The following is a 20,530-nucleotide window of genomic DNA, read 5'->3' as shown; positions in this document are numbered from 1 at the left end:
GAAAGGCACTATCGAACCTTCTCGTGTTCCCAACGCATCAGCCTCAGTTTGGTGCCCAAGGCTTAACGATTTGCAAAGCATAAGATGTGTTCGCAGCCCACCCTGCCAGACGGAACTTGCCCGTCGCTGGACAGATGACAGCAATCCCGGAAAATAAACATGAGAAGAAGGAATGGCACTCCCAAGGGGACTCGAACCCCTGTTTCCGCCGTGAGAGGGCGGCGTCCTAGACCGCTAGACGATGGGAGCGCAGCGATTGCGGCGATATAGTCGCCTTCGCCGGCAAATGCAACAGCGGTTTTACGTTACCTGTGATTTCGGCTGCAAAAGATCCCAGAGATTGCCGTAGAGATCCGAAAAGACCGCCACTGTGCCATAGGGCTCCTCACGAGGATCTTCATGAAACATGACGCCCGCTTCGCGCATGGCAGTATAATCGCGTTGGAAATTATCGGTATGAAGAAACAGAAATACGCGTCCACCCGCCTGATTGCCGACAGCAGCAGACTGCTCCTCGCTCGCAGCGCGCGCCAGAAGCAAGGCACCGGGCGCACGATTTTCCGGCGCCATGACCACCCAGCGCTTTCCGGGTGAAAGCGGAGTGTCCTCCAAAAGGTGGAAGCCCAGTTTGTCGCGATACCAGCCAATCGCCTCGTCATAGTCACGCACGACAAGTGTCGTCAGAGCGATCCGGCGGCCTGGCAAAGTCACGGCTCCAGAACGAACCGGGCGATCATCTGACCGCTGGTGAGATCGAAAAGACGCAGTTCCTCCGCACCATCCGCCAACCTGAGATGGAGCGACACCCGCACACCATCGAGCGACTGAGAGAGGATGCGGGCTCCCTGCGGCAGATCAATCCGGCCCTCGACCGCATCGCCGGGCAACGCAATCGTCGCCGCAGGTTCTTCAGGTGCGCTGCTAAGGGTCTTGTAGACAAAAGCAAGCACGACAGCCATAACCGCAGCGAACAGAATGCCCAGGTTGATAGCCATAAAGCGGACCATTTTGCGGCGCACACGCTCGGCCGCCGGGTCAAGCTCTTCCTGCTCCAGGTCTTCCTGTTCTTGTGGCGTGGCCATGTCTCACCGTTACGAAAGCAGTTCCAATGGGCGATCCTGATACCGAAGACCACCGTGAATGGGAAGCCATGAACACGTGCAAAGCATTTACCGTCGAGGCAGAAGACGCGGGAGAAAGGCTGGATCGCTGGCTTTCAGGCCGCCTGGGCGCGTCGGTTTCACGCAGCCGGCTACAGGCGCTCATTCGCGCCGGATCGGTAATGCTGGGTGAAAAACCTCTCACCGAAACCAAGCACAAGATCGCGGAAGGTGAGGTTTATACACTGGCCGTCCCCGAAGCGGAGCCGGCCGAGCCTGAAGCCGAAGCGATCCCACTTGATGTGCTTTATGAAGACGACGCCCTGATTGTCATCAACAAGCCGGCAGGGCTTGTCGTTCATCCTGCTCCGGGAAACTGGTCGGGCACACTGGTGAATGCGCTTCTGCATCATTGCGGTGCTTCTCTCTCAGGCATTGGCGGTGTACGCCGGCCGGGTATCGTCCACCGGCTCGACCGGGATACCAGCGGCGTGATGGTCGTCGCCAAGACGGACAATGCCCATCGTCTTCTTTCAGAGAGCTTTGCTGACCATGGTCGCAGCGGCGACCTGGAGCGCGCCTATGTCGCCCTCGTCTGGGGTGCCCCCGAACGGATGGCCGGGACCATCGACGCGCCGCTCGGTCGTCATGCGCAAAGCAGAACCTTGCGCGCCGTCGTGCCGGCGGGGCGCAGCGATGCCCGCCACGCGGTGACCCGCTACCAGGTGCAGAAACGCTACGGAACCGATGGCAGCGGCAAGGCATTTGCCGCAAAAGTTGAATGCAGGCTGGAAACGGGTCGCACGCATCAGATCCGTGTCCACATGGCTCATATCGGCCACCCGCTTATCGGTGACGCTGACTATGGCCGCGCATTCCGAACAAAGGTCAACCGATTGCCGGAAGAGATACGCCCCACAGTCGCCGCTTTTTCGCGTCAGGCTCTTCATGCGCGCCTGTTGGCTTTCCGTCATCCGGAGACCGGTGATGTCATGCGTTTCGAGGCTGAACCGCCTCCTGACATGACGGCATTGACAAAGGCGCTGGATATTTTGTAATTATCGGTACAATAATATTGTTCACCGTCTGGTGACATAATGTTGACAGCAGAATGAAACTTTAACCATCGGAATTCGTTCCTACATAGGATATGGTGCGATGCATCAAAGATGGTCGCACTGTCTCTCATTCCAGCAAACGCCAGGTTTTCAAGGCGTCCCCGCATGAGGGCATATCCGGCAAAGGAGGGTGCTTAAATGGCCCAGACATTACCCAGCATCGCTTCAGGTGAAGGCGGACTGACCCGCTACCTGGAGGAGATTCGCCGCTTCCCCATGCTTCAGCCTGAGGAAGAATACATGCTCGCCAAGCGTTATTCCGAGCATGACGACACGGCCGCGGCCCACAAACTCGTTACGAGCCATCTGCGCCTCGTGGCCAAGATCGCGATGGGATACCGCGGCTATGGCCTGCCGATCGGCGAGGTTATTTCAGAAGGCAATGTCGGCCTGATGCAGGCCGTGAAGAAATTCGAACCGGAACGCGGCTTCCGCCTCGCCACCTACGCCATGTGGTGGATCAAGGCCTCGATCCAGGAATATATCCTGCGCTCGTGGAGCCTGGTGAAAATGGGCACCACGGCGAACCAGAAACGCCTGTTCTTCAACCTTCGCAAGGTTAAGAGCAAGATTCAGGCGCTCGACGACGGCGACCTGAACCCGGAGCAGGTTACGGAGATTGCCACCCGCCTGAATGTGAGCGAGGAAGAGGTGGTTTCCATGAACCGCCGTCTTTCCGGCGACGCTTCGCTCAACGCGCCCATTCGGGCGACGGAAGGTGAATCGGGCGAATGGCAGGACTGGCTGGTCGACGATGGCGAAAGCCAGGAAGACATACTGGTCGAGCAGGACGAACTGGAAACCCGCCGCCGCATGCTCGGCGACGCGATGTCCGTGCTCAACGACCGTGAAAAGCGCATCTTTCAGGCACGCCGCCTTTCCGAGGACCCGATGACCCTGGAAGAGCTTTCAGGCGAGTTCGACATCAGCCGCGAGCGGGTGCGCCAGATCGAGGTTCGCGCATTCGAGAAGGTGCAGGAAGCCGTGCAGAACTCCGCCCGTCAGCAGGCGATGGCCGCCAAGGCCACGGCTGCTGAGGCTCACCGGCAGGCAGGCGCCTGATACGCCCCCTGATACGCCCCCCGGGATCGGGAGCGGTCTACAATCAAAAAGCCGGCGGAATACCGCCGGCTTTTTTGCGTTCATGCATGAAGATGGGTGCCTGTAAGATGGATGCCTGTCAGCCGCTCGTCGCAGCCTGCCAGGCGTTGAGAACATCGTTGAACACCTTGTCTCCCGGGATGCCTTTCTCAATCGTGATGAGCGCACGCCGCCCCGATTTGTAAACCACCGGTATGTCGATCCAGCTCTGGCGGCGCAGCAGAAGCATATTCGTTTCTGTATCCGCAGTGCTGTCACTCAGCGCCACCAGGAAGAAGCCGTCGGCAATTTTGGCCGGGATGCCAAGCAGCGGGTTGCCCGTATCCTGCTCGGACCGTTTCAGGGAAACCCGCAGAACATTGTCTATCCCACCACCATCAAAATCATCCGGCGTCAGGAAGATGATCTCGAGAATATGGCTGGCGGGCAGGGACTCATCGGCATTGCGCCGAATCGTCATCTTCAGCTGGAGATTCTTCTCCGGAATGGTCGCATCGGCGCGGATGGCCGGTTCCGGTGGGAGGTCGTTGCCCGGCGATTCCTGAACGACCGACCAGACAACCGCGCCGAGATCGGCCGACCCCTGCGAAACGCTCGTCCGCTCTTCATAGTAAATGGCTTTTTGCCCGACAGGCAGCGCCTCGCTGGCTCCGGGGCTCTCTGACTGACCGTTCTGAGACGATGAGGGCTGGGCTGCTTCTCCATCGCTCGGCACGGTTGCCTGTGCGACCGAGGTTCCCTCACCCAGACCAGGCTCACCGCCAGCCGGGCCCTCGTCGACCTCGCGCCCGTCTGCGAGCAGACGTTGGGTGAATTTCCGCACCGGTTCGGGCTGAGCCGGCTGCTGGCTCGCGCTCGTGTCGCTTGTCTCCGAAGGAGCAGGGGCGGCGCTCTCATTATTGGCGGGTGTCTCATCGCCGGAATTCGCCGCAGGTTCACCGCTCTCGGCAACCGTTTGCTCCGCACTCTCAAAACCGGCGAGACGTGTGAGATCGTCTTTGAAGAACCAGGCCCCGGCCGCGAGTACAGCAAGAAGCAGGACCACGCCCGCAATCAACCCGGTTGCGCCACCTTTGCCTGATTTGCTGCGCGGTGGCGGTGGTGGGGTTTCGAGAGCAGGTTCCGCTGCCGAAAACGATGGCGCATCACCCCGCGTGGCCTGGTCCGCTTCTCCATCCGCTGTCTCAGACCCGGTCTTCTGTGGTGTCCCGACGTCGAAAGAAGCAGGTTCAGGCGGCGCTGGCTGAGACTGAAAGGCTGAAGGGACAGGATCGCGCGGCTTTGCCGGATCAACATCCAGCTCGGCAAAGATCTGGTCGAGCTCGTCCTGCGCGGGTTCTTCAGGCTGTGGCGGAGGCGCGTACTCGGCTTCGACCCGGGCGATTGCGTCCTCGAGCAGCTTGCGTTGGCGGTCGGCAACGGCGGCAGACGGAGCCGGGTCCATGGCCTTGAGCTTGTTCTCGATCGTCGCCCGGGCTTTCTGATAGATCCGCTCGCGCGCCGCCGGAGTGTTTTCCGACAATGCGTCGATCGTCTTCTTCAGAACTGCAGAAAAATCCGCCATGCCGTATCAAACCTGTGTTACTTCCAGAACGCGCACTCATCTGAATAGCACGCAACGCAATTTTGCACGCGAAACTAGTCCTGAAAAGGATCTGTCACAAGTATGGCGTCTTCGCGTTCGGGACTGGTGGAAAGAATTGCCACCGGCGCGCCGATCAATTCCTCCACGTGGCGCACATATTTGACGGCCTGCGCTGGCAGATCGGTCCATTTACGCGCGCCCCTGGTGGTGCCTTTCCAGCCTTCCAGCGTCTCATAGACGGGTTCAAGACGCGCCTGAGCACCCTGACCGGCCGGAAGATAGTCGATCAGCTCGCCATCCAGTTTGTAACCCGTGCAGATCTTGATCTCATCCATACCATCAAGAACGTCGAGCTTGGTAAGCGCGATGCCATTCATGCCATTGGTAACCACGGCCTGGCGCACCAGAACAGCGTCAAACCAGCCGCAGCGCCGCTGACGTCCGGTCACGGTGCCGAACTCATGACCGCGTGTGCCAAGGAATTCACCGACCTCGTTCTTCTGCTCGGTCGGAAACGGCCCTTCGCCCACGCGGGTGGTGTAGGCCTTGGTGATGCCTAGCACATAGTCGATCGAGCCTGGTCCAAGCCCGGAGCCGGTCGCCGCCTGCCCTGCGATGGTGTTGGAAGATGTCACGAACGGATATGTGCCGTGGTCGATGTCGAGCATGGTGCCCTGCGCACCCTCAAACAATATGCGCTGACCGGCCCGGCGCGCATCTTCAAGAATTTTCCAGACGCGGTCGACATAGGGAAGAATCTTGTCGGCGACCGACGTCAGCTCTTCCATGATCGCCTGATGCGTGACTTCTTCATGCCCAAGACCACGACGCAGCGCATTGTGATGCGTGAGCAGGCGGTCGATCTTCATCGGCAGCGTGTCTTTGTTGGCCAGGTCCATGACGCGGATGGCGCGGCGGCCCACCTTGTCTTCATAGGCTGGCCCGATGCCGCGACGCGTCGTGCCGATCTTGGTGCCCGAATTGGAAGCGGCATCCTCGCGGAAACCATCAAGCTCGCGGTGAAGCGAAAGGATCAGTGCCGTGTTCTCGGCAATCTTCAGCCGATCAGGCGTCACCTCCACGCCCTGCTCGGCGAGGCGCCCCATTTCCGCAACAAAAGCATGCGGGTCGAAGACCACACCATTGCCGATGACGGAAAGCTTTCCGGGGCGCACCACACCCGAAGGCAGGAGTGACAGCTTGTAGCTCACGCCGTCGATGACGAGAGTATGCCCGGCATTGTGCCCGCCCTGAAAGCGCGCCACCACATCGGCACGCTCCGACAGCCAGTCCACGATCTTGCCTTTGCCCTCGTCGCCCCACTGTGAGCCGACAACCACCACATTTGCCATGAAAATGTCCTTCCGGCGCAACGTCCGGCGGGTCCCCCGCCTGGATGATCTAAGAAATCGAAAGGCCTCTATAGAGCCTCAGAGCTCCGGTGGGAACCATCTCGAACTCTCCCAAACCGATTTCCGCAGCGAATGGCGCTCATATCGCACTTGACGGAAAAAGCGGATCAGCGTAACTCCGTCCGTGGGCCACCTCTCCCCACCGAGAGGCGTGCTATCTGGAAGGATAGGATATATCATGAGCACACTCCCCACGCCGGATCTCCGTCCGGCCAATACGCATTTTTCCTCAGGTCCCTGCACAAAACGTCCCGGCTGGTCGCTTGACGCGCTTGCCGACGCTCCACTTGGCCGGTCGCATCGTTCTTCCATCGGCAAGGCGAAACTGGCAGAGGCCATCGATCTTACCCGTGAAATTCTGCAGGTTCCCGCCGATTACCGCATCGGCATCGTTCCTGCATCCGACACCGGCGCGGTGGAAATGGCGCTCTGGTCGCTTCTGGGCGAGCGCGGCGTCGACATGGTTGCCTGGGAATCTTTCGGTGCCGGGTGGGTCACCGATGTGGTCAAGCAGCTGAAACTCGATGATGTGCGCCGCATCGAAGCCGATTATGGCGATCTGCCGGATCTCGGCTCCATCGATTTCGACCGTGACGTGGTGTTCACCTGGAACGGCACCACCTCCGGCGTGCGCGTGCCCGACGGCAATTTCATTCCCGCGAACCGCGCGGGCCTGACCATCTGCGACGCAACGTCTGCGGCCTTCGCGCAGCGCCTGCCCTTCGACAAGCTCGACGTGGTCACCTTCTCCTGGCAGAAGGTGCTGGGTGGCGAAGGCGCACACGGCGTCATCATCCTCTCGCCGCGCGCGGTGGAAAGGCTGGAAAGCTACACGCCCGCATGGCCGCTGCCAAAGATCTTCCGCCTGACCAAGGGCGGCAAGCTGATCGAGGGCATCTTCCGGGGCGAGACGATCAACACACCCTCCATGCTTTGCGTGGAAGACTATCTGGACGCGCTGAACTGGGCGAAATCCATTGGCGGCCTCGACGGTCTCGTCGCCCGCGCCAATGCGAATTTCGCCGTGATCGATGAGTTCGTCCGCAAGACGCCCTGGCTCGACCATCTGGCGAAAGTGCCGGCCACGCGCTCCAACACATCCGTGTGCCTGACGATCGTCGATCCCGAGATCGCCGCACTCGATGCGAGCGAACAGGCGGTTTTTGCAAAGGGAATGGTCTCCGCGCTGGCCAAAGAGAAGGTTGCCTTCGACATCGGCCATTACCGCGACGCACCGTCTGGCTTGCGGATCTGGGCCGGCGCCACGGTTGAAGCGTCCGATCTGGAAGCACTGATGCCCTGGCTCGACTGGGCGTTCCAGTCCCAGAAGGCGCAGCTCAAGGCCGCGGCCTGACACTGAACAGCGGCTCTACAATCGGAGCCGCCCCCCAATTCATTTTATTGAAACAGGAGGCCGCCATGGCGCCCCGCGTACTCGTATCCGACAAACTGTCGCCCACTGCCGTTCAGATCTTCAAGGATCGCGGCGTCGAGGTGGATTACCTGCCCGATCTGGGCAAGGACAAGGAAAAGCTTCTTTCCGTCATCGACCAGTATGACGGCCTTGCCATCCGCTCTGCGACCAAGGTCACCGAAAAGCTCATCAACAACGCCACCAATCTGAAAGTGGTGGGTCGCGCCGGCATCGGCGTCGACAATGTCGACATTCCGGCAGCATCGCGCCGCGGCATCATCGTGATGAACACGCCTTTCGGCAATTCCATCACCACGGCCGAGCACGCGATTGCCATGCTCTTTGCGGTCGCACGCCAGATCCCGGAGGCCAACGCTTCTACCCATGCCGGCAAGTGGGAGAAGAACCGCTTCATGGGTGTCGAGATCACCGGCAAGACACTGGGTGTCATCGGCTGCGGCAATATCGGCTCCGTGGTCGCCATGCGGGCCATCGGCCTGAAGATGCATGTGGTGGCCTTCGACCCGTTCCTCTCGGCGGAACGCGCCTCGGAGCTGGGTGTGGAGAAGGTCGAGCTCGATGAACTTTTCAAGCGCGCCGATTTCATCACCCTGCACACGCCGCTGACGGACAAGACCCGTGGCGTGATCGACAAGGATGCGATCGCCAAGATGAAGAAGGGCGTGCGCATCATCAACTGCGCGCGCGGCGGGCTCGTGGTCGAGGCCGATCTCGTCGAAGGTCTGAAGTCCGGCAAGGTGGCCGGTGCCGGCATCGACGTGTTCGAGACGGAGCCGGCAACCGAAAATCCGCTCTTCAACATGCCCAACGTGGTTTGCACGCCGCATCTTGGCGCCTCTACCAGCGAGGCCCAGGAAAACGTCGCCATCCAGGTGGCGGAGCAGATGTCGGATTACCTGACCAAGGGTGCGGTCACCAACGCGATCAACATGCCTTCGATCAGCGCCGAAGAAGCCCCGCGCCTCAAACCCTTTATCAAGCTCGCGGAAGTGCTGGGCGCATTCGTCGGCCAGGTGACCGACGAGGCCATCGAGGAAGTGGAGATCCTGTTCGACGGTTCCACCACCGAGATGAACCGCAAGGCGCTCATCAGCGCGGCACTCGCCGGCCTGATCCGCCCCCAGGTGGCCGACGTCAACATGGTCTCGGCCCCGATCATGGCCAAGGAGCGCGGCATCATCCTGTCGGAGGTCAAGCGCGACAAGTCAGGCGTGTTCGACGGCTACATCAAGCTGACGGTGAAAACCTCAGAGAAGACGCGCACCATTGCCGGCACAGTGTTCTCGGATGGCAAGCCGCGCTTCATCCAGATCAAGGGCATCAATCTCGATGCCGAGGTCGGCCAGCACATGCTCTACACGACCAATTACGACGTGCCGGGCATTATCGGCCTTCTGGGCTCGATCTGCGCCAAGCACCAGGTCAACATCGCCAACTTCCAGCTCGGTCGCAACCGGCAGGGCGGCGATGCCATCGCGCTGCTTTATCTCGATGCGCCCTTCCCGTCGGAAGTTCTGCGGGAGCTGCGTGCCACCGACGTGATCCTGTCAGCCAAACCGCTCTCCTTCGACGTGGCAGCGTAGGCGTCACACAATCTGTTGAACATGAAATGCCGGCGTCATGCGCCGGCATTTGCCTGTCTGGATGCCAGCTTCCGGCCGCCATGTTCAGCCAGCCATATCCCACCCAGAACCAGAACCAGCGCGACCGCGTGATAGGTGAAGAACGCTTCGCGCAGAATGACGATCGACAGCAGCGTTCCGAAGATCGGCACCAGATTGATGAACAAACCGGCGCGGTTTCCGCCGATCAGCTCATTGCCGCGAATGTAGAGCGTCTGAGCAAAGATCGAGGGGAAGAGCGCCACGTAAAAGACCACCATCCAGCCCTGCAGATCGGGCGCGATGAGCCGGTCCGTCGCGGCCTCCCACGCCACCAGTGGCAACGAGGCCAGAAGCGCAAAAACCGAAAGCATGAACATCAGGCTCAACCAATGGATAGCCGGTTTCAGCCGGAGCCCGACCGTGTAGCCTGCATAGAGCAACACGGCGACAAGCATGAGCGCGTCGCCAAAATTCACGTCCAGTTCCAGGAGGCGGGAAAATTCGCCATGGCTGGCGACCAGCGCGACGCCGACGAGAGACAGAACAAAACCGGCAATCTGCAGAAAGCTCACGCGCTGGCGAAACAGGACAAAATTGGCGAGGAAAATAACCATCGGTATAGCGCCCTGTTCGATGGCGATGTTGATGGCGGACGTGAATTGGGCCGAACTGTAGAAAACCGCGTTGAACCCGGTAAAGCCAAGAGCGCCCAGGGCAGCCAGCAGGGGCAGTCTCGGCCTGATCGCCGGCCAATCGCGCCGCAGATGGGGCCATGCGACGGAGGCAAGCAACACACAGCCGATGATCCAGCGAAGCGTTGTCAGCATCATCGGCGATACATGGCCCACAGCCAGCCGGCCGGCCACAGCATTGCCGCCCCAGAAAAGCGTGGTCAGGCAGAGAAAGAGATAGGCTTGGCGGTACATGGGATCACAGTCACAACAGTGTTGACCTCGCCTGATAGAGCCTCGAGCCGAAATCGTAAATGCCAGCGTCATAAATCGACATTCTAAATACGGCACAAGGGCGCAGGCCAAGAGAATGGCCTGCGGTTGCGCGTTTCCTTGAAACAATGAACCGGTCTAAAGTCAGTCGAATCGCTGTGGGTTCACAATCCTCCGTGGAGGTCGTCTGTGGACGTGCGAACAATCATTGATTGCGCTTCCGTTTTTTGCATGGCAAAGCGCGGTTGTACGAGCTCTTACTGGGCGGCAGGAAGTAACGTTGAACGACGGGTCAAAAGCACCGGGCGAGGAAGACCGCCCAGACATTCGCAAAGCAAGGCGCGTCCTGAAGCGTAGCCTGGCTGAAACGAGTCCCGATCTTGAAGACGTTCTTCAACACGGAGCCTCTCTGCGCAAAAGGCGGCTCTTGCGCAATCTGCGCCCCATGCTCCCGGAGATTCTCGCGGCTTCGTTTCTGCAATGCGTCGTCTATACGGCATTCATTTTGAATGCATCGCGAAACGACTGGAACAATCTCGCGATCGTATGCACTGTGCTGTTTGCATTGCCTTTCGCCATTGCCTTGGCGCTCCTGGGCTTTCGCCGGCAGCGCAACACGTTCTCCATCGCGATTTTTGTAACGTTTGTCTGCTTCAACGTCGCCGTGGCAGTCTTGTCTGGGCTGCGCATTCCGGTGAGCTACACGGCCCTGTTGACCGCTTATCTGATCGCCACCGCAGCAATGATCATAGCCAATCTCAGGCTCCATCGGTCATTGGAAGATCGTGTGGCGCTCTTGGATTTCCCAAAGGCCGAAGAAGTTGCCGCAAGGCTCGCCGGTCACGTGGCCGTGATCAGTGACAAGACCGCAGACATCGGCGCTTATGACCGACTTTTGATCGACACCAGGACGCATCACAACCCGGAATGGTCGGCCTTCCTTACAAAGGCTTACATGGTCGGCATCGACGTCACGCCCTGGTTCAATTTTCTTGAACTGCGTGAAGGACGCGTGGACGTCGACACCTTTGACGTATCGCATCTCGCCTACACCCCCAGCCAAATCTACTACTCCAAAGCAAAGCGCGCGCTCGACCTCTTTGCCGTGGTCCTCACAGCGCCGATAACAATCCCTTTGGGACTGGCTCTGTGGCTCTATATCCGGTTGCTTGATGGTGGCCCCGCAATTTTCGTTCAGGCGCGGCGCGGATATGGTGGCCGCTCCTTCAACATGTTGAAGTTCCGCACCATGTATCGTGGCCAGCAAGGAGGGGCGACGCAGACCAATGACGAGCGGATCATCACCGGCTGTGCGTTCCTGCGTCGTCTAAGGCTGGATGAGCTGCCGCAGCTGATCAACATATGGCGGGGAGAAATGAGCTTGGTCGGGCCACGCCCTGTCGCTGAATATGTGGCGCAGGAAAGCGAGACTGCGGAGAAGAAATTTATCCACCGCACCATGGTCCTGCCCGGCATCACCGGTTGGGCCCAGGTGAACTCCGGATACGCAGGCAACACGCACGAAGAGATTCACAAGCTCTCCTACGATCTCTATTACATCAAACATCTTTCGTTCGACCTGGACCTCCTGATCATTTTTTCGACCGTGAGCACCGTTCTTTTTGGACGCGGCGCCCGATAAGCTCATCTCAGCACAGGCGCTTCTCCAGTCGGATATTCACCACTGGCGCACAATCGCCTAAAGAGAAGCACACGCTGCGCCAGGGAGAGACACAACATCATGAGCGATCCTAAAATCATCTGCATGGGCGAACCGCTCATCGAGTTCAATCAGGTCGACGCCACGGGCCACTATCTCTTCGGTCACGGCGGCGACACCTCGAATTGTGCCATCGCTGCAGCGCGTGCCGGGGCTTCTGTCGGCTTCTTCAGCGGCCTCGGCGCGGATGAGTTCGGCGACAGCCTTATTCAACTCTGGGCCGACAATAATGTGGATGCCAGCCACGTCCTGCGCAATCCGGACGCCCATACGGGCATCTATTTCGTCAGCCATGGCGAGAACGGGCATGTGTTTTCCTATCTTCGCAAGGGCTCGGCGGCAAGCCGCATCACCCCGCGCGACCTGCCCCAAAGCGCTATCCAGAACGCCGACATTCTCCACCTGTCCGGCATCTCTCTGGCGATCAGCGCAGAAGCTTGCGACACCGCCTTCGAAGCGATCGACATCGCGCGCGCAGCTGGAACCAAAATCTCCTTCGACACCAATCTGCGCCTGAAACTGTGGCCGCTCGAGCGCGCCCGCGCGCTGACCGAAGCCGCCATGCGCAAGGCCGACATCGCGCTTCCCGGTCTGGAAGACGCCGAACAGCTGGTCGGCATCAGCGATCCGGACGCCATCGCCGATCACTATCTGGGTCTTGGCGCCGGCATCGTCGCGCTGACGCTCGGCAAGGATGGCTGCCTCGTCGCCACGCCGGACGAGCGCCGCCGCGTGCCCGGCATCAAGGTCAGCGCCGTCGACGCCACTGGCGCAGGCGACACGTTCGATGGCAATTTTCTCGCCGAGCTCAATCGCCATGGCGACCCGTTCGAGGCAGCGCGCTACGCCAATGCGGCCGCTGCTCTGTCCACACAGGGTTTCGGCGCGGTCGCTCCGATGCCCATGCGTGAGGCGGTTCTAAAGGCACTCGCCGACGCGGCCTGAACTACTCCAGGAAAACATCCACGCTGGCGGTTCGCCCAGCCGCGTCGATCACCGTCAGCGTCGAAGCGCCGCCGCCATCGGGCATCCAGCTTGCCCTGCGGCGGCGATAGGCCTCCGGCAGCGGCTCGCCATTGGCCAGCCAGCGAAACGGCGCGCGGCCGCCATTGATCTTGAGCGCCAGCGGCATGACCCGCGCGCCACGCGCAAGCCCCACATCGATGCGCGCACCGTGCGGCGGGAACACGATTTCCGGCGCGGGCTCCACCGGCGCGCCTGCGCGAAACCCGCCGCCCGAGACGGAGAACCGCCGCATGGGAAACGGAAGATCGGACGCGGCAAGCCGGATCGCGCCTGCCGGCGCAGGCGGGAATGGAACGATGCCCACGCCCGAGCGCGAAAACGCCTCGAACAGAATGGGGGCGGCGGCGAGATAGCCGGTCAGCCCCGGCACCGAGCCGCCATCGGGCCGCCCGGCCCACACGCCCAGCACATGCCGCCCGTCATAGCCCACCGACCACGCATCACGGTAGCCATAGGACGTGCCCGTCTTGTAGGCGATGCCCAGGCGCGGCGCACCTTCCGGCGGTGCAATCGCCGAAAGAATATCGGCGATCTGCCAGGCGGCCTGCGGCGTCAGAACGGAAGGGGGATGCGCGGCAATCTCTGCATCGTTCAGATGGTGCAGCGGGCGCACCCGCCCCCGATTGGCGAGCCCTCCATAAAGCTGCACCAACCCTTCCAGCGTCAGCCCCGCACCGCCAAGCCCGATGGCAAGACCGGGTGTTTCGCCGGGCGGCAGAGCGGGCGGCACGCCAGCCTGCCGCATGCGCGCCACAAGCCGCACCGGCCCCACCGCATCAAGCAGCCGGATCGTCGGCACGTTGAGCGACATCTGCAAGGCCGTGCGCACCGAAACATCGCCCTGATAGGCCATGTCGAAATTGCGCGGGCGATAACCCGAGAAATTGCCGGGCCGGTCTTCGATCATGGTTTCCTGCATCACCAGCCCCTCCTCAAACGCAAGGCCATAGATGAAGGGTTTGAGCGTGGAGCCCGGGGAGCGCTCCGCCACGCTCATGTCGATCCAGCCGGCGCGCGCGGCGTTGAAATAGCCCGCCGATCCGACCCGCGCGAGCACCGCGCCGGTCTGCGCATCCGCCAGCACCATCGCCACGGAAACGCGTGGTCCAAGCTTTCGCGCGGCTTTTGCGGCAACGGCTTCCAGATCGGCCTGCGCGGACCGACTGACGGTTAGACGATGCACACGCTTTTCAGGCTCCTTCCGCACCACCGCATCGGCCAGATGCGCGGCATAGGCCGGCATGGGCAGGCGACGCCCGGCAAGCTTCGCCTCAGACGCGCGCGCGACCTCGCTTTCGATGATGACGCCAGCCCCCGCCATGCGCGCCAGCACGCGGTCGCGCGCGGCTTTTGCCATTTGCGGATGACGGTCGGGCCGGCGCGCCTCCGGCGATTGCGGCAGGGCGACCAGAAGAGCGGCCTCCTCCAGCCCCAGCTTGTGCGGCTCCTTGCCGAACCAGGCGAGGCTCGCCGCGCGCACCCCTTCAAGATTGCCGCCATAGGGCGCGAGCGTCAGATAGCGCTCCAGTATCTCCCGCTTGGAAAGCCTGCGCTCAATCTGCAGCGCCCGCGCGATCTGCCGGAACTTGGCGCTGAAGCTGCGCGCCGCGCGCGGCTCGGTGAGGCGTGCAAGCTGCATCGACAGTGTGGACCCGCCCGAGACGATGCGCCCGTTCCACAAAAGCTGCAATGCGGCCCGGCCAAGCGCGCGCATGTCGACACCCGGATGCGACCAGAAGCGCTTGTCCTCATAGACGACCAGCATCTTGAGAAACTGCGGGTCGAGCGTGTCTATATCCGCCGGAAGACGCCAGCGCCCGTCAGATGCCGCATAGGCGCGCAACAGCGCGCCGTCACGGTCGAGCACCTCCACCGAAAGCGGGGCGGGATCGAGCGGCGGCGGATAGGCCGCGTCCAGCCGGTCGAGCGTCACCGCCCCGCCGATGGCGAGCAGGGCCACAAGGCCAGTGGCCATGGCGACCCGGCGCATATGTCGACGCGTTTTCATCGCCGCCGCCTACTGCCCCATGATTTCCATGAAGCCGATGGCCGTGCGGGCGGAGAATTGCGGACGGTACATGTCCTCAACGCTCGCCGCCGGATGCGTGTAGACGCCCGGCGTCACCGCACGCACCACATAGGCGAGCCGGAATTTGCCACCCCCGTGGCGGTCGAAGGCTGCGATGAAGCGGTCGTCGCGGAACTCGGTATGAACCGCATCCGTCTCGCCAAGCCAATCGAAATTGGCGAGATCCGCACTGCCGACAAGGCGCGGGTTGTCGATCTCGAAGCCTGCCGGCAACAGGTCGGACACCAGCACGCGTGAAGGCCAGGCGTTCTGCTCCATCATCTCCAGAACCACAACATAGCGCTCGTTCTGGCGCGCTTCGGAGACATTCGCCTCCCTGCCGTCGAGCGTGTAGTAGCGCCGCTCGATGGTGAAGCCCTCGCCGCCCGCCGGCAAAGGCTGCTGCGGCGCGGCAACGACTGTCATCACCGCATCGACCGGTTCATGGCCCTGATTGGCCACCGTCAGCGGCGCAGCCTCGATCTCCAGCCCGGATAGCCGCCGCGAGAATGCGCCCTGATGCGCATTGCCGTCCACGGTCAGGCTCAGATCGTCACTCGACTGGCTCAGCGCGCGGGCGGCAAGCAGCATCCACGCCTCGTCCTGCGTGCTCATGTGCTTTGTGTCACCGCGCACATCGGAGACAAGCTGCACCATCTGCGGCACCAGCGCCGGTTCGGGCCGGCTCTCTGCCGCCAGCGCCAGCATCGCCGCGCCGTCGCGCAGACGCGACCCGTAGTCGGAGCGCGCCGTGTAGCGCCCGCTCATGCCCTGAGCGAGACGGAAGGCGGAGGCAAAGCCCCGCTCCGCACGTTCCGCATCGCCATAGAGCGCGAGACCCGCGGCAAGCTGCGCGCGCGCCAGCGGTGTGGAGAATTCATCAAGCCGCGTGTCGAGATAATAGCGCAGATCGCCAGCGGAAGCCTTGCGGTTGCGCGCCAGCACATAGAGCGCATAGGCGATCTCGCTGCCGCGCGAGGAGACATCCGTGTCATAGGCGAGCGTGTTCGAGAGGTTCTGCAGCGCCTGGCTCATCGCCGCCTCGGGCACGGCAAAGCCCTGCTCGCCGGCGCGGGTGAGGAAGTCCGTCACATAGGCGTCAAGCCACAGATCGCCCGATCCCGGTCCCCAGAGACCGAAACCGCCGGACGAAGACTGTGCGGCAAGCACGCTTGTGATGGCGTCCTCGATGCGCCCCTTCAGCGCCGGATCGTCTTCCAGCCCCGCAGCCTTTGAAAGCTCGCTCACATAGAGCAGCGGCAGCGCGCGGCTGGTGGTCTGCTCCGTGCAGCCATAAGGGTAGCGGTCGAGCGACATCAAGAGTGCGGGAATGTCGAACCCGTCGGCCCGCGAAATGTTGAGGCTCACCGACGCGTTCTCGGCGAAGCTCTCTTCCAGAAGCGCACCGTCCAGCGTGACACTGCCACCATTGGCCGCAAGCGTCACCGTGCTGCGGGTGGCGACCGGCATCACGCCAGGCCGCACCGGCAGGGACACGCTTTTCTCCACGGCAAGCCCGCTCTCATGCGCAAGCGCCACCGTCAGCGCACCCTCGCCCGTCTGGTTCGTCGCCGAGATGGGCACGGAAAGCGTGGCCCTGCCGCCCGCCTCAAGCGCCACCGTATCGGAGAGCGACCGCAGATCGGTGTCTACCGGCCCCTCGGCCATCACCGTAAGGCGATAGTCGCCGGCCGGGCCATCCGTGTTGGCGATTTCAAGCAGAAGCCGCGCCTCGTCGCCCGGAGCCAGGAAGCGCGGAAGGCTGGTGGTCAACACAACCGGATCGCGGATGATCACGTCCTGCTGCGCGCTGCCCACACCCTTCTTCGACCAGGCGACCGCCATGATGCGGGCCGTGCCATTGAACTGCGGAATATCGAAGGAGACCTCTGCCTTCCCGTCATCATCCACCTTCACGATGCCGGAGAAGAAGGCGAGCAGCTTCTGTGTCGGCGCGCTGCCGGTGGGCGTCATGCCGCCGCCATCGCCACCGGTACGCAACCGTCCCATCGCGCCGAGCGAACCATCGATCAGCCGCCCGTAAATGTCGCGCATCTCGATGCCCAGCATGCGCTGGCCGAAATACCAGGCGTCCGGCTGTGGCGGTTCGTAGCGCGTGAGGTTGAGAATGCCCACGTCGACCGCCGCAACAGTCACATAGGCTTCTTCGCCCGGTTCTAGCCCGCCAACGCTGACGGGGATGGAAAGGCTCTCATCGGGACGCGCCTGTTCCTCCACGCCGAGTTCAACCGAAAGATCGCGCGCACCCGGATCGACCTTGAGCCAGCGCACGCCGATGGCGCGCATGGGCAGGCGATTTTCGGCATCGTCGCCGGGGCGGAACAGCGTTGCGGTCACATACGCCCCGGCCCCCAGTGCGTCGGTCACCGGAATGTCCACGGTCGCACCGGCTTCCGGCACCTTTGCGGTGAAAGTTTCGATGAGGCTCTCAGAGCCCACCGTCACCAGAACCTCGCCGGCAAAGCGTGGCGAAATCTTCAGCTTCGCCGTCTCGCCCACCGCATAGGCGTCACGGTCGAGCGCCACTTCCAGCCCGTCCGGCGTTTCGGTGGAGCCGGCCTCCACATACCAGCCGGAATCGAACGCCGCGCTGGTGATCGGCCCACCCGCATCCGGGCTTTCCACCTCGAGGCGATAGCGCCCCCAGTCCACGGAAACGCTGATCTGCGGCTCGCTGTCGGCCTTCGCGTCCACAGTTCCCTCGCGCACGAGGCTCGTCGTGGTGATCGGCTCATAGTTCCAGGAACCGCCATCGCGATACCACTGATAGTGCCGCTCCACCTTCAGCAGTTTCCATGCGAGGCCGTCCATGGCGATGCGCTCGCCCTTCGGATCGACCGCGATCACGCGGAAGTTCGCCGTCGCTCCCTCGGCAACGCGCCCGCCGGTGAATTCCGGCTTCAGGCCGATCATTGCGCTTTCCGGCTCGACATCGATCTCCAGCGCACGCTCCACGGCGCGGCCACCGGCCTCGCGCATGCGCACGCTCACCTGCGCTCTCAGGAGACGCGTGGTCGAAGGCGCGCCATCCAGCGCCACCGGGAACCGCGCCTGCCCCTCCGCATCGGTCTCAGGCAGGCCGGGCAGCGAGACGCGCAGCGCCTCCACATCCTCTTCATCATCGAGGCCAAAGACATAGCCGGGAAAGGCTTTCCATTCGCGCGTCGGCGCGACCGTCAGTTCGCCTTCAAGCGCAAGCCCCGCTGCCGGCGCGCCATAGAGATAGCGGCCATCTACAGTCACATCCGTCGCACCACCGACCGGCACGGTCTCATCCGCGCTCGCAAGCTCGAACTCGGTGCGGTCGGGCACGAAATCCTCGACCAGAAAATTCTTCTCGGCCAGCGCCGGCTTTTTCGGATCGGCATAAATGCCGAGCACCCAGGTGCCGCGCATCGCGCTTTCAGGCAGATCAAGCGCCACCGCATGACCGCCAAGCGCCGCGCCATCGGAAACGACGCGCCGGTCCTCCACACCGTCGGGACGGCGGAAGATGAAGGTCAGCGGCAGATCCTCCACCGCATCCGAAGCGGGATTGCGCGTGAGCGCGCTCGCATGAACCGTCTCGCCGGCGCGATAGATGCCGCGCTCCGTCCAGGCGAACACGTCAAGCGGTCCGGGCGAAGGACGCCCCGTCACGCCGCGATCCGAGAGGTCGAAGCCAGCGCGCGTCATGTCGAGGAAGACGAAATCCTCAGTCCCATTTTCAGCGATGATCGCCGCCGGTGCGAGACCGGAGGAACCGCGCGCCAGTCCGGGATCGAAGCGCGCATGGCCATCGCCATCGGTCTCCGCCTCGCCGAGCACCTCATTGTTGCGGGCCACCAGCCTGAGCTTCAGCCCCTCCAGCGGCTTCGCGCTCGCCAGCGAGCGCGCGAAGACCGAAAGCCCGTCCTCGCCGGCAAAAGTGGAAAGCCCGATATCGGAGACAAGGAACCACTGCGTGGCGCGGTTGTCCCAGCTTTGGCTGGTGTCGCCTTCCGGCACCGCCGTCATCATGTAGACTCCGGGCCTACGCTCCGGCACCGCCTCATCGATGGGGATGCTGGTGACGACATCCTTGTTCAGTTCCGCCTTGATCTCAATGGTACCCTCAAAGACCGGCGCCCCCATGTCATCGCCAACCTCATTGGCCCCATATTCATTGAGCTGGCGCAGAAACTGCCCCTTGCTAAACAGCTGCGCCAGAGCGCGTTCACCGACGCGATAGACGGAGAGTTTCGCACTGTCGGCATTGACCGAAACGAACGGAATGCCCCGGCGCGCCGAGGACGGCAGCACGAAATTTTCGCCGGTAAAGCGCAGTGAAGGCGCACGGTCCCGCACGTAAATTTCCAGCGGCACCGGCTCGGCGATCACCTCGCCAATGGCCGCCGGCAGGCCCTGCCGGATGACGATGCGATACTGCTCGCCATGCTTCAGGCCGCTGACGCAAAGCTCCTTGTCGCTGCGATCGACGGCGAAGGAGCGCAGATTGTCGACGGTCACGAACTGGGCATAGTCGACGCCGCTCTTCACCAGCTCCTCGGAAAACTGCACGCAGGCGCGCGGCGTGGCGCTGTCGGAATCCACCGAATGGTCGATCACCCGGAACCCCTTGCGGCGCTTGAGATCGGCATAGGCTTCCTGCACATCGCGCGCGGTCCTGAGCGCAAGGCTCGCCTCATAGGCGCTGAGCGCGGGACGGAACAGGTTGCGCCGCTCAAGAGCAGGCGCAAGAACGGCCAGCGCCTCGGCACGGTCATCGGTGCTGCGCGACAGATTGTAGGCATTGATCGCAGCGCCGGTGCCGGCGCGCTGAAGCCGATACAGGTTCATGTCACCCACGGGCTGCGAGGCGGTCGCGGCACGCGCAAGTTCCAACCAAAGGCCCACATTCTGCGGCTCCATGAGGAGCGCGGTTGAAAACGCCTGCATGGCATTGAACGGATCACCATTTGCCAGCGCCTGCCCGCCCGCCGCACTCAATTGAACAAACCCTGCAGTCTCGAGACGCACCGCGCGCAGTATCTCGGCGCGATACTCGCCAGCCTCGCGCTGGATGTGCTCGGGCACGAAGCGCAGCGCAGGCGGCGCTCCGATATCGGGTGTGTCTCCACCGGTCACAACCTTGCCGGCCACCGCGCCGTCAAACGCATTGAGGCGATTGAAGTCCGACTTCAGAAAGCACCATTGCGCGCTGGTGTTGTAGGTGAAGGCCCGGCACTGCGGATCGGCAAGGCACACCGCCTTGCACTGGTCGAGCGTCACATCCTTTTCGGTGCGCAGGTCGAAGCCGAAATAATCGGCGTTCTCGCTGGTCACGATCCGGCGCGCATCCTGCGCGGCAGCCATTGCTGCAAACCCGAGAAGAAAAAGCAAAAACAGGGAGAGTACGCGTGCCCCAAACATGGCAA

13 protein-coding genes and 1 tRNA gene are annotated in these 20,530 nt (G+C 62.3%); 6 read left to right on the top strand and 8 right to left on the bottom strand.

Annotated elements, in window-relative coordinates:
- Nucleotides 1-173: 173 nt before the first annotated feature.
- The 3 genes from AC2CHD_RS17370 to AC2CHD_RS17360 form a co-directional block, all read right to left on the bottom strand.
- Nucleotides 174-249, bottom strand: a tRNA-Glu gene (locus AC2CHD_RS17370).
- Nucleotides 250-300: 51 nt separating this feature from the next.
- A complete protein-coding gene (locus tag AC2CHD_RS17365) occupies nucleotides 301-711 on the bottom strand; it encodes a VOC family protein (protein WP_484554665.1) in 411 nt (136 codons plus the stop codon).
- Entirely contained in the window at nucleotides 708-1,082 is a 375-nt protein-coding gene (locus AC2CHD_RS17360; RefSeq protein ID WP_229449739.1) for a fimbrial protein, read from the bottom strand. Before AC2CHD_RS17360 ends, AC2CHD_RS17365 begins: the two co-directional genes overlap by 4 nt.
- A gap of 68 nt (nucleotides 1,083-1,150) precedes the next feature.
- Between AC2CHD_RS17360 and AC2CHD_RS17355 the strand changes: the two genes are divergently transcribed.
- Together AC2CHD_RS17355 and rpoH are read left to right on the top strand one after the other, a co-directional pair.
- Nucleotides 1,151-2,158 carry an RluA family pseudouridine synthase gene (locus AC2CHD_RS17355; RefSeq protein ID WP_484554748.1) on the top strand — a complete coding sequence of 336 codons (1,008 nt, stop codon included), beginning with the start codon at nucleotides 1,151-1,153 and terminating at the stop codon, nucleotides 2,156-2,158.
- 198 nt (nucleotides 2,159-2,356) lie between these two features.
- The gene (rpoH, locus tag AC2CHD_RS17350) at nucleotides 2,357-3,280 is read left to right on the top strand and encodes an RNA polymerase sigma factor RpoH (protein WP_229449738.1); all 924 of its coding nucleotides are present in this window, start codon (nucleotides 2,357-2,359) and stop codon (nucleotides 3,278-3,280) included.
- 118 nt (nucleotides 3,281-3,398) lie between these two features.
- Here rpoH and AC2CHD_RS17345 read toward each other — a convergent pair whose 3' ends face one another.
- On the bottom strand, nucleotides 3,399-4,883 hold the full coding sequence (locus tag AC2CHD_RS17345; RefSeq protein WP_484554664.1) for a hypothetical protein: 1,485 nt from the start codon (nucleotides 4,881-4,883) through the stop codon (nucleotides 3,399-3,401).
- A 74-nt stretch (nucleotides 4,884-4,957) separates the two neighbouring features.
- The gene (locus tag AC2CHD_RS17340) at nucleotides 4,958-6,256 is read right to left on the bottom strand and encodes an adenylosuccinate synthase (RefSeq protein ID WP_223021876.1); all 1,299 of its coding nucleotides are present in this window, start codon (nucleotides 6,254-6,256) and stop codon (nucleotides 4,958-4,960) included.
- 238 nt (nucleotides 6,257-6,494) lie between these two features.
- Between AC2CHD_RS17340 and AC2CHD_RS17335 the strand changes: the two genes are divergently transcribed.
- Complete coding sequence (locus AC2CHD_RS17335; RefSeq protein WP_484554663.1) at nucleotides 6,495-7,670, top strand: phosphoserine transaminase; 1,176 nt, start codon at nucleotides 6,495-6,497, stop codon at nucleotides 7,668-7,670.
- Nucleotides 7,671-7,735: 65 nt separating this feature from the next.
- Nucleotides 7,736-9,334 carry a phosphoglycerate dehydrogenase gene (serA, locus tag AC2CHD_RS17330; RefSeq protein WP_484554662.1) on the top strand — a complete coding sequence of 533 codons (1,599 nt, stop codon included), beginning with the start codon at nucleotides 7,736-7,738 and terminating at the stop codon, nucleotides 9,332-9,334.
- A gap of 35 nt (nucleotides 9,335-9,369) precedes the next feature.
- Here serA and AC2CHD_RS17325 read toward each other — a convergent pair whose 3' ends face one another.
- On the bottom strand, nucleotides 9,370-10,281 hold the full coding sequence (locus AC2CHD_RS17325; protein ID WP_229449733.1) for a DMT family transporter: 912 nt from the start codon (nucleotides 10,279-10,281) through the stop codon (nucleotides 9,370-9,372).
- A gap of 298 nt (nucleotides 10,282-10,579) precedes the next feature.
- On the opposite strand from AC2CHD_RS17325, the gene AC2CHD_RS17320 reads away from it, so the two are divergent.
- Together AC2CHD_RS17320 and AC2CHD_RS17315 are read left to right on the top strand one after the other, a co-directional pair.
- The gene (locus tag AC2CHD_RS17320) at nucleotides 10,580-11,941 is read left to right on the top strand and encodes a sugar transferase (protein ID WP_484554661.1); all 1,362 of its coding nucleotides are present in this window, start codon (nucleotides 10,580-10,582) and stop codon (nucleotides 11,939-11,941) included.
- A 99-nt stretch (nucleotides 11,942-12,040) separates the two neighbouring features.
- A complete protein-coding gene (locus tag AC2CHD_RS17315) occupies nucleotides 12,041-12,964 on the top strand; it encodes a sugar kinase (RefSeq protein WP_484554660.1) in 924 nt (307 codons plus the stop codon).
- A gap of 1 nt (nucleotide 12,965) precedes the next feature.
- Here AC2CHD_RS17315 and pbpC read toward each other — a convergent pair whose 3' ends face one another.
- Both pbpC and AC2CHD_RS17305 read right to left on the bottom strand, forming a co-directional pair.
- Entirely contained in the window at nucleotides 12,966-15,035 is a 2,070-nt protein-coding gene (gene pbpC, locus AC2CHD_RS17310) for a penicillin-binding protein 1C (protein ID WP_484554747.1), read from the bottom strand.
- 27 nt (nucleotides 15,036-15,062) lie between these two features.
- On the bottom strand, nucleotides 15,063-20,525 hold the full coding sequence (locus AC2CHD_RS17305) for an alpha-2-macroglobulin family protein (RefSeq protein ID WP_484554659.1): 5,463 nt from the start codon (nucleotides 20,523-20,525) through the stop codon (nucleotides 15,063-15,065).
- Between the last annotated feature and the right edge of the window lie 5 nt (nucleotides 20,526-20,530).

The organism is Nitratireductor sp. ATLC21, assembly GCF_057196525.1.
This window is presented reverse-complemented; position numbering and strand designations above follow the sequence as displayed.

Coding starts and splice junctions, on each gene's coding strand:
- AC2CHD_RS17360 (WP_229449739.1), bottom strand. CDS start 1,082: ATGGCCACGCCACAAGAACAGGAAGACCTGGAGCAGGAAGAGCTTGAC.
- AC2CHD_RS17355 (WP_484554748.1), top strand. CDS start 1,151: ATGAACACGTGCAAAGCATTTACCGTCGAGGCAGAAGACGCGGGAGAA.
- rpoH (WP_229449738.1), top strand. CDS start 2,357: ATGGCCCAGACATTACCCAGCATCGCTTCAGGTGAAGGCGGACTGACC.
- AC2CHD_RS17345 (WP_484554664.1), bottom strand. CDS start 4,883: ATGGCGGATTTTTCTGCAGTTCTGAAGAAGACGATCGACGCATTGTCG.
- AC2CHD_RS17340 (WP_223021876.1), bottom strand. CDS start 6,256: ATGGCAAATGTGGTGGTTGTCGGCTCACAGTGGGGCGACGAGGGCAAA.
- AC2CHD_RS17335 (WP_484554663.1), top strand. CDS start 6,495: ATGAGCACACTCCCCACGCCGGATCTCCGTCCGGCCAATACGCATTTT.
- serA (WP_484554662.1), top strand. CDS start 7,736: ATGGCGCCCCGCGTACTCGTATCCGACAAACTGTCGCCCACTGCCGTT.
- AC2CHD_RS17325 (WP_229449733.1), bottom strand. CDS start 10,281: ATGTACCGCCAAGCCTATCTCTTTCTCTGCCTGACCACGCTTTTCTGG.
- AC2CHD_RS17315 (WP_484554660.1), top strand. CDS start 12,041: ATGAGCGATCCTAAAATCATCTGCATGGGCGAACCGCTCATCGAGTTC.
- pbpC (WP_484554747.1), bottom strand. CDS start 15,035: ATGCGCCGGGTCGCCATGGCCACTGGCCTTGTGGCCCTGCTCGCCATC.
- AC2CHD_RS17305 (WP_484554659.1), bottom strand. CDS start 20,525: ATGTTTGGGGCACGCGTACTCTCCCTGTTTTTGCTTTTTCTTCTCGGG.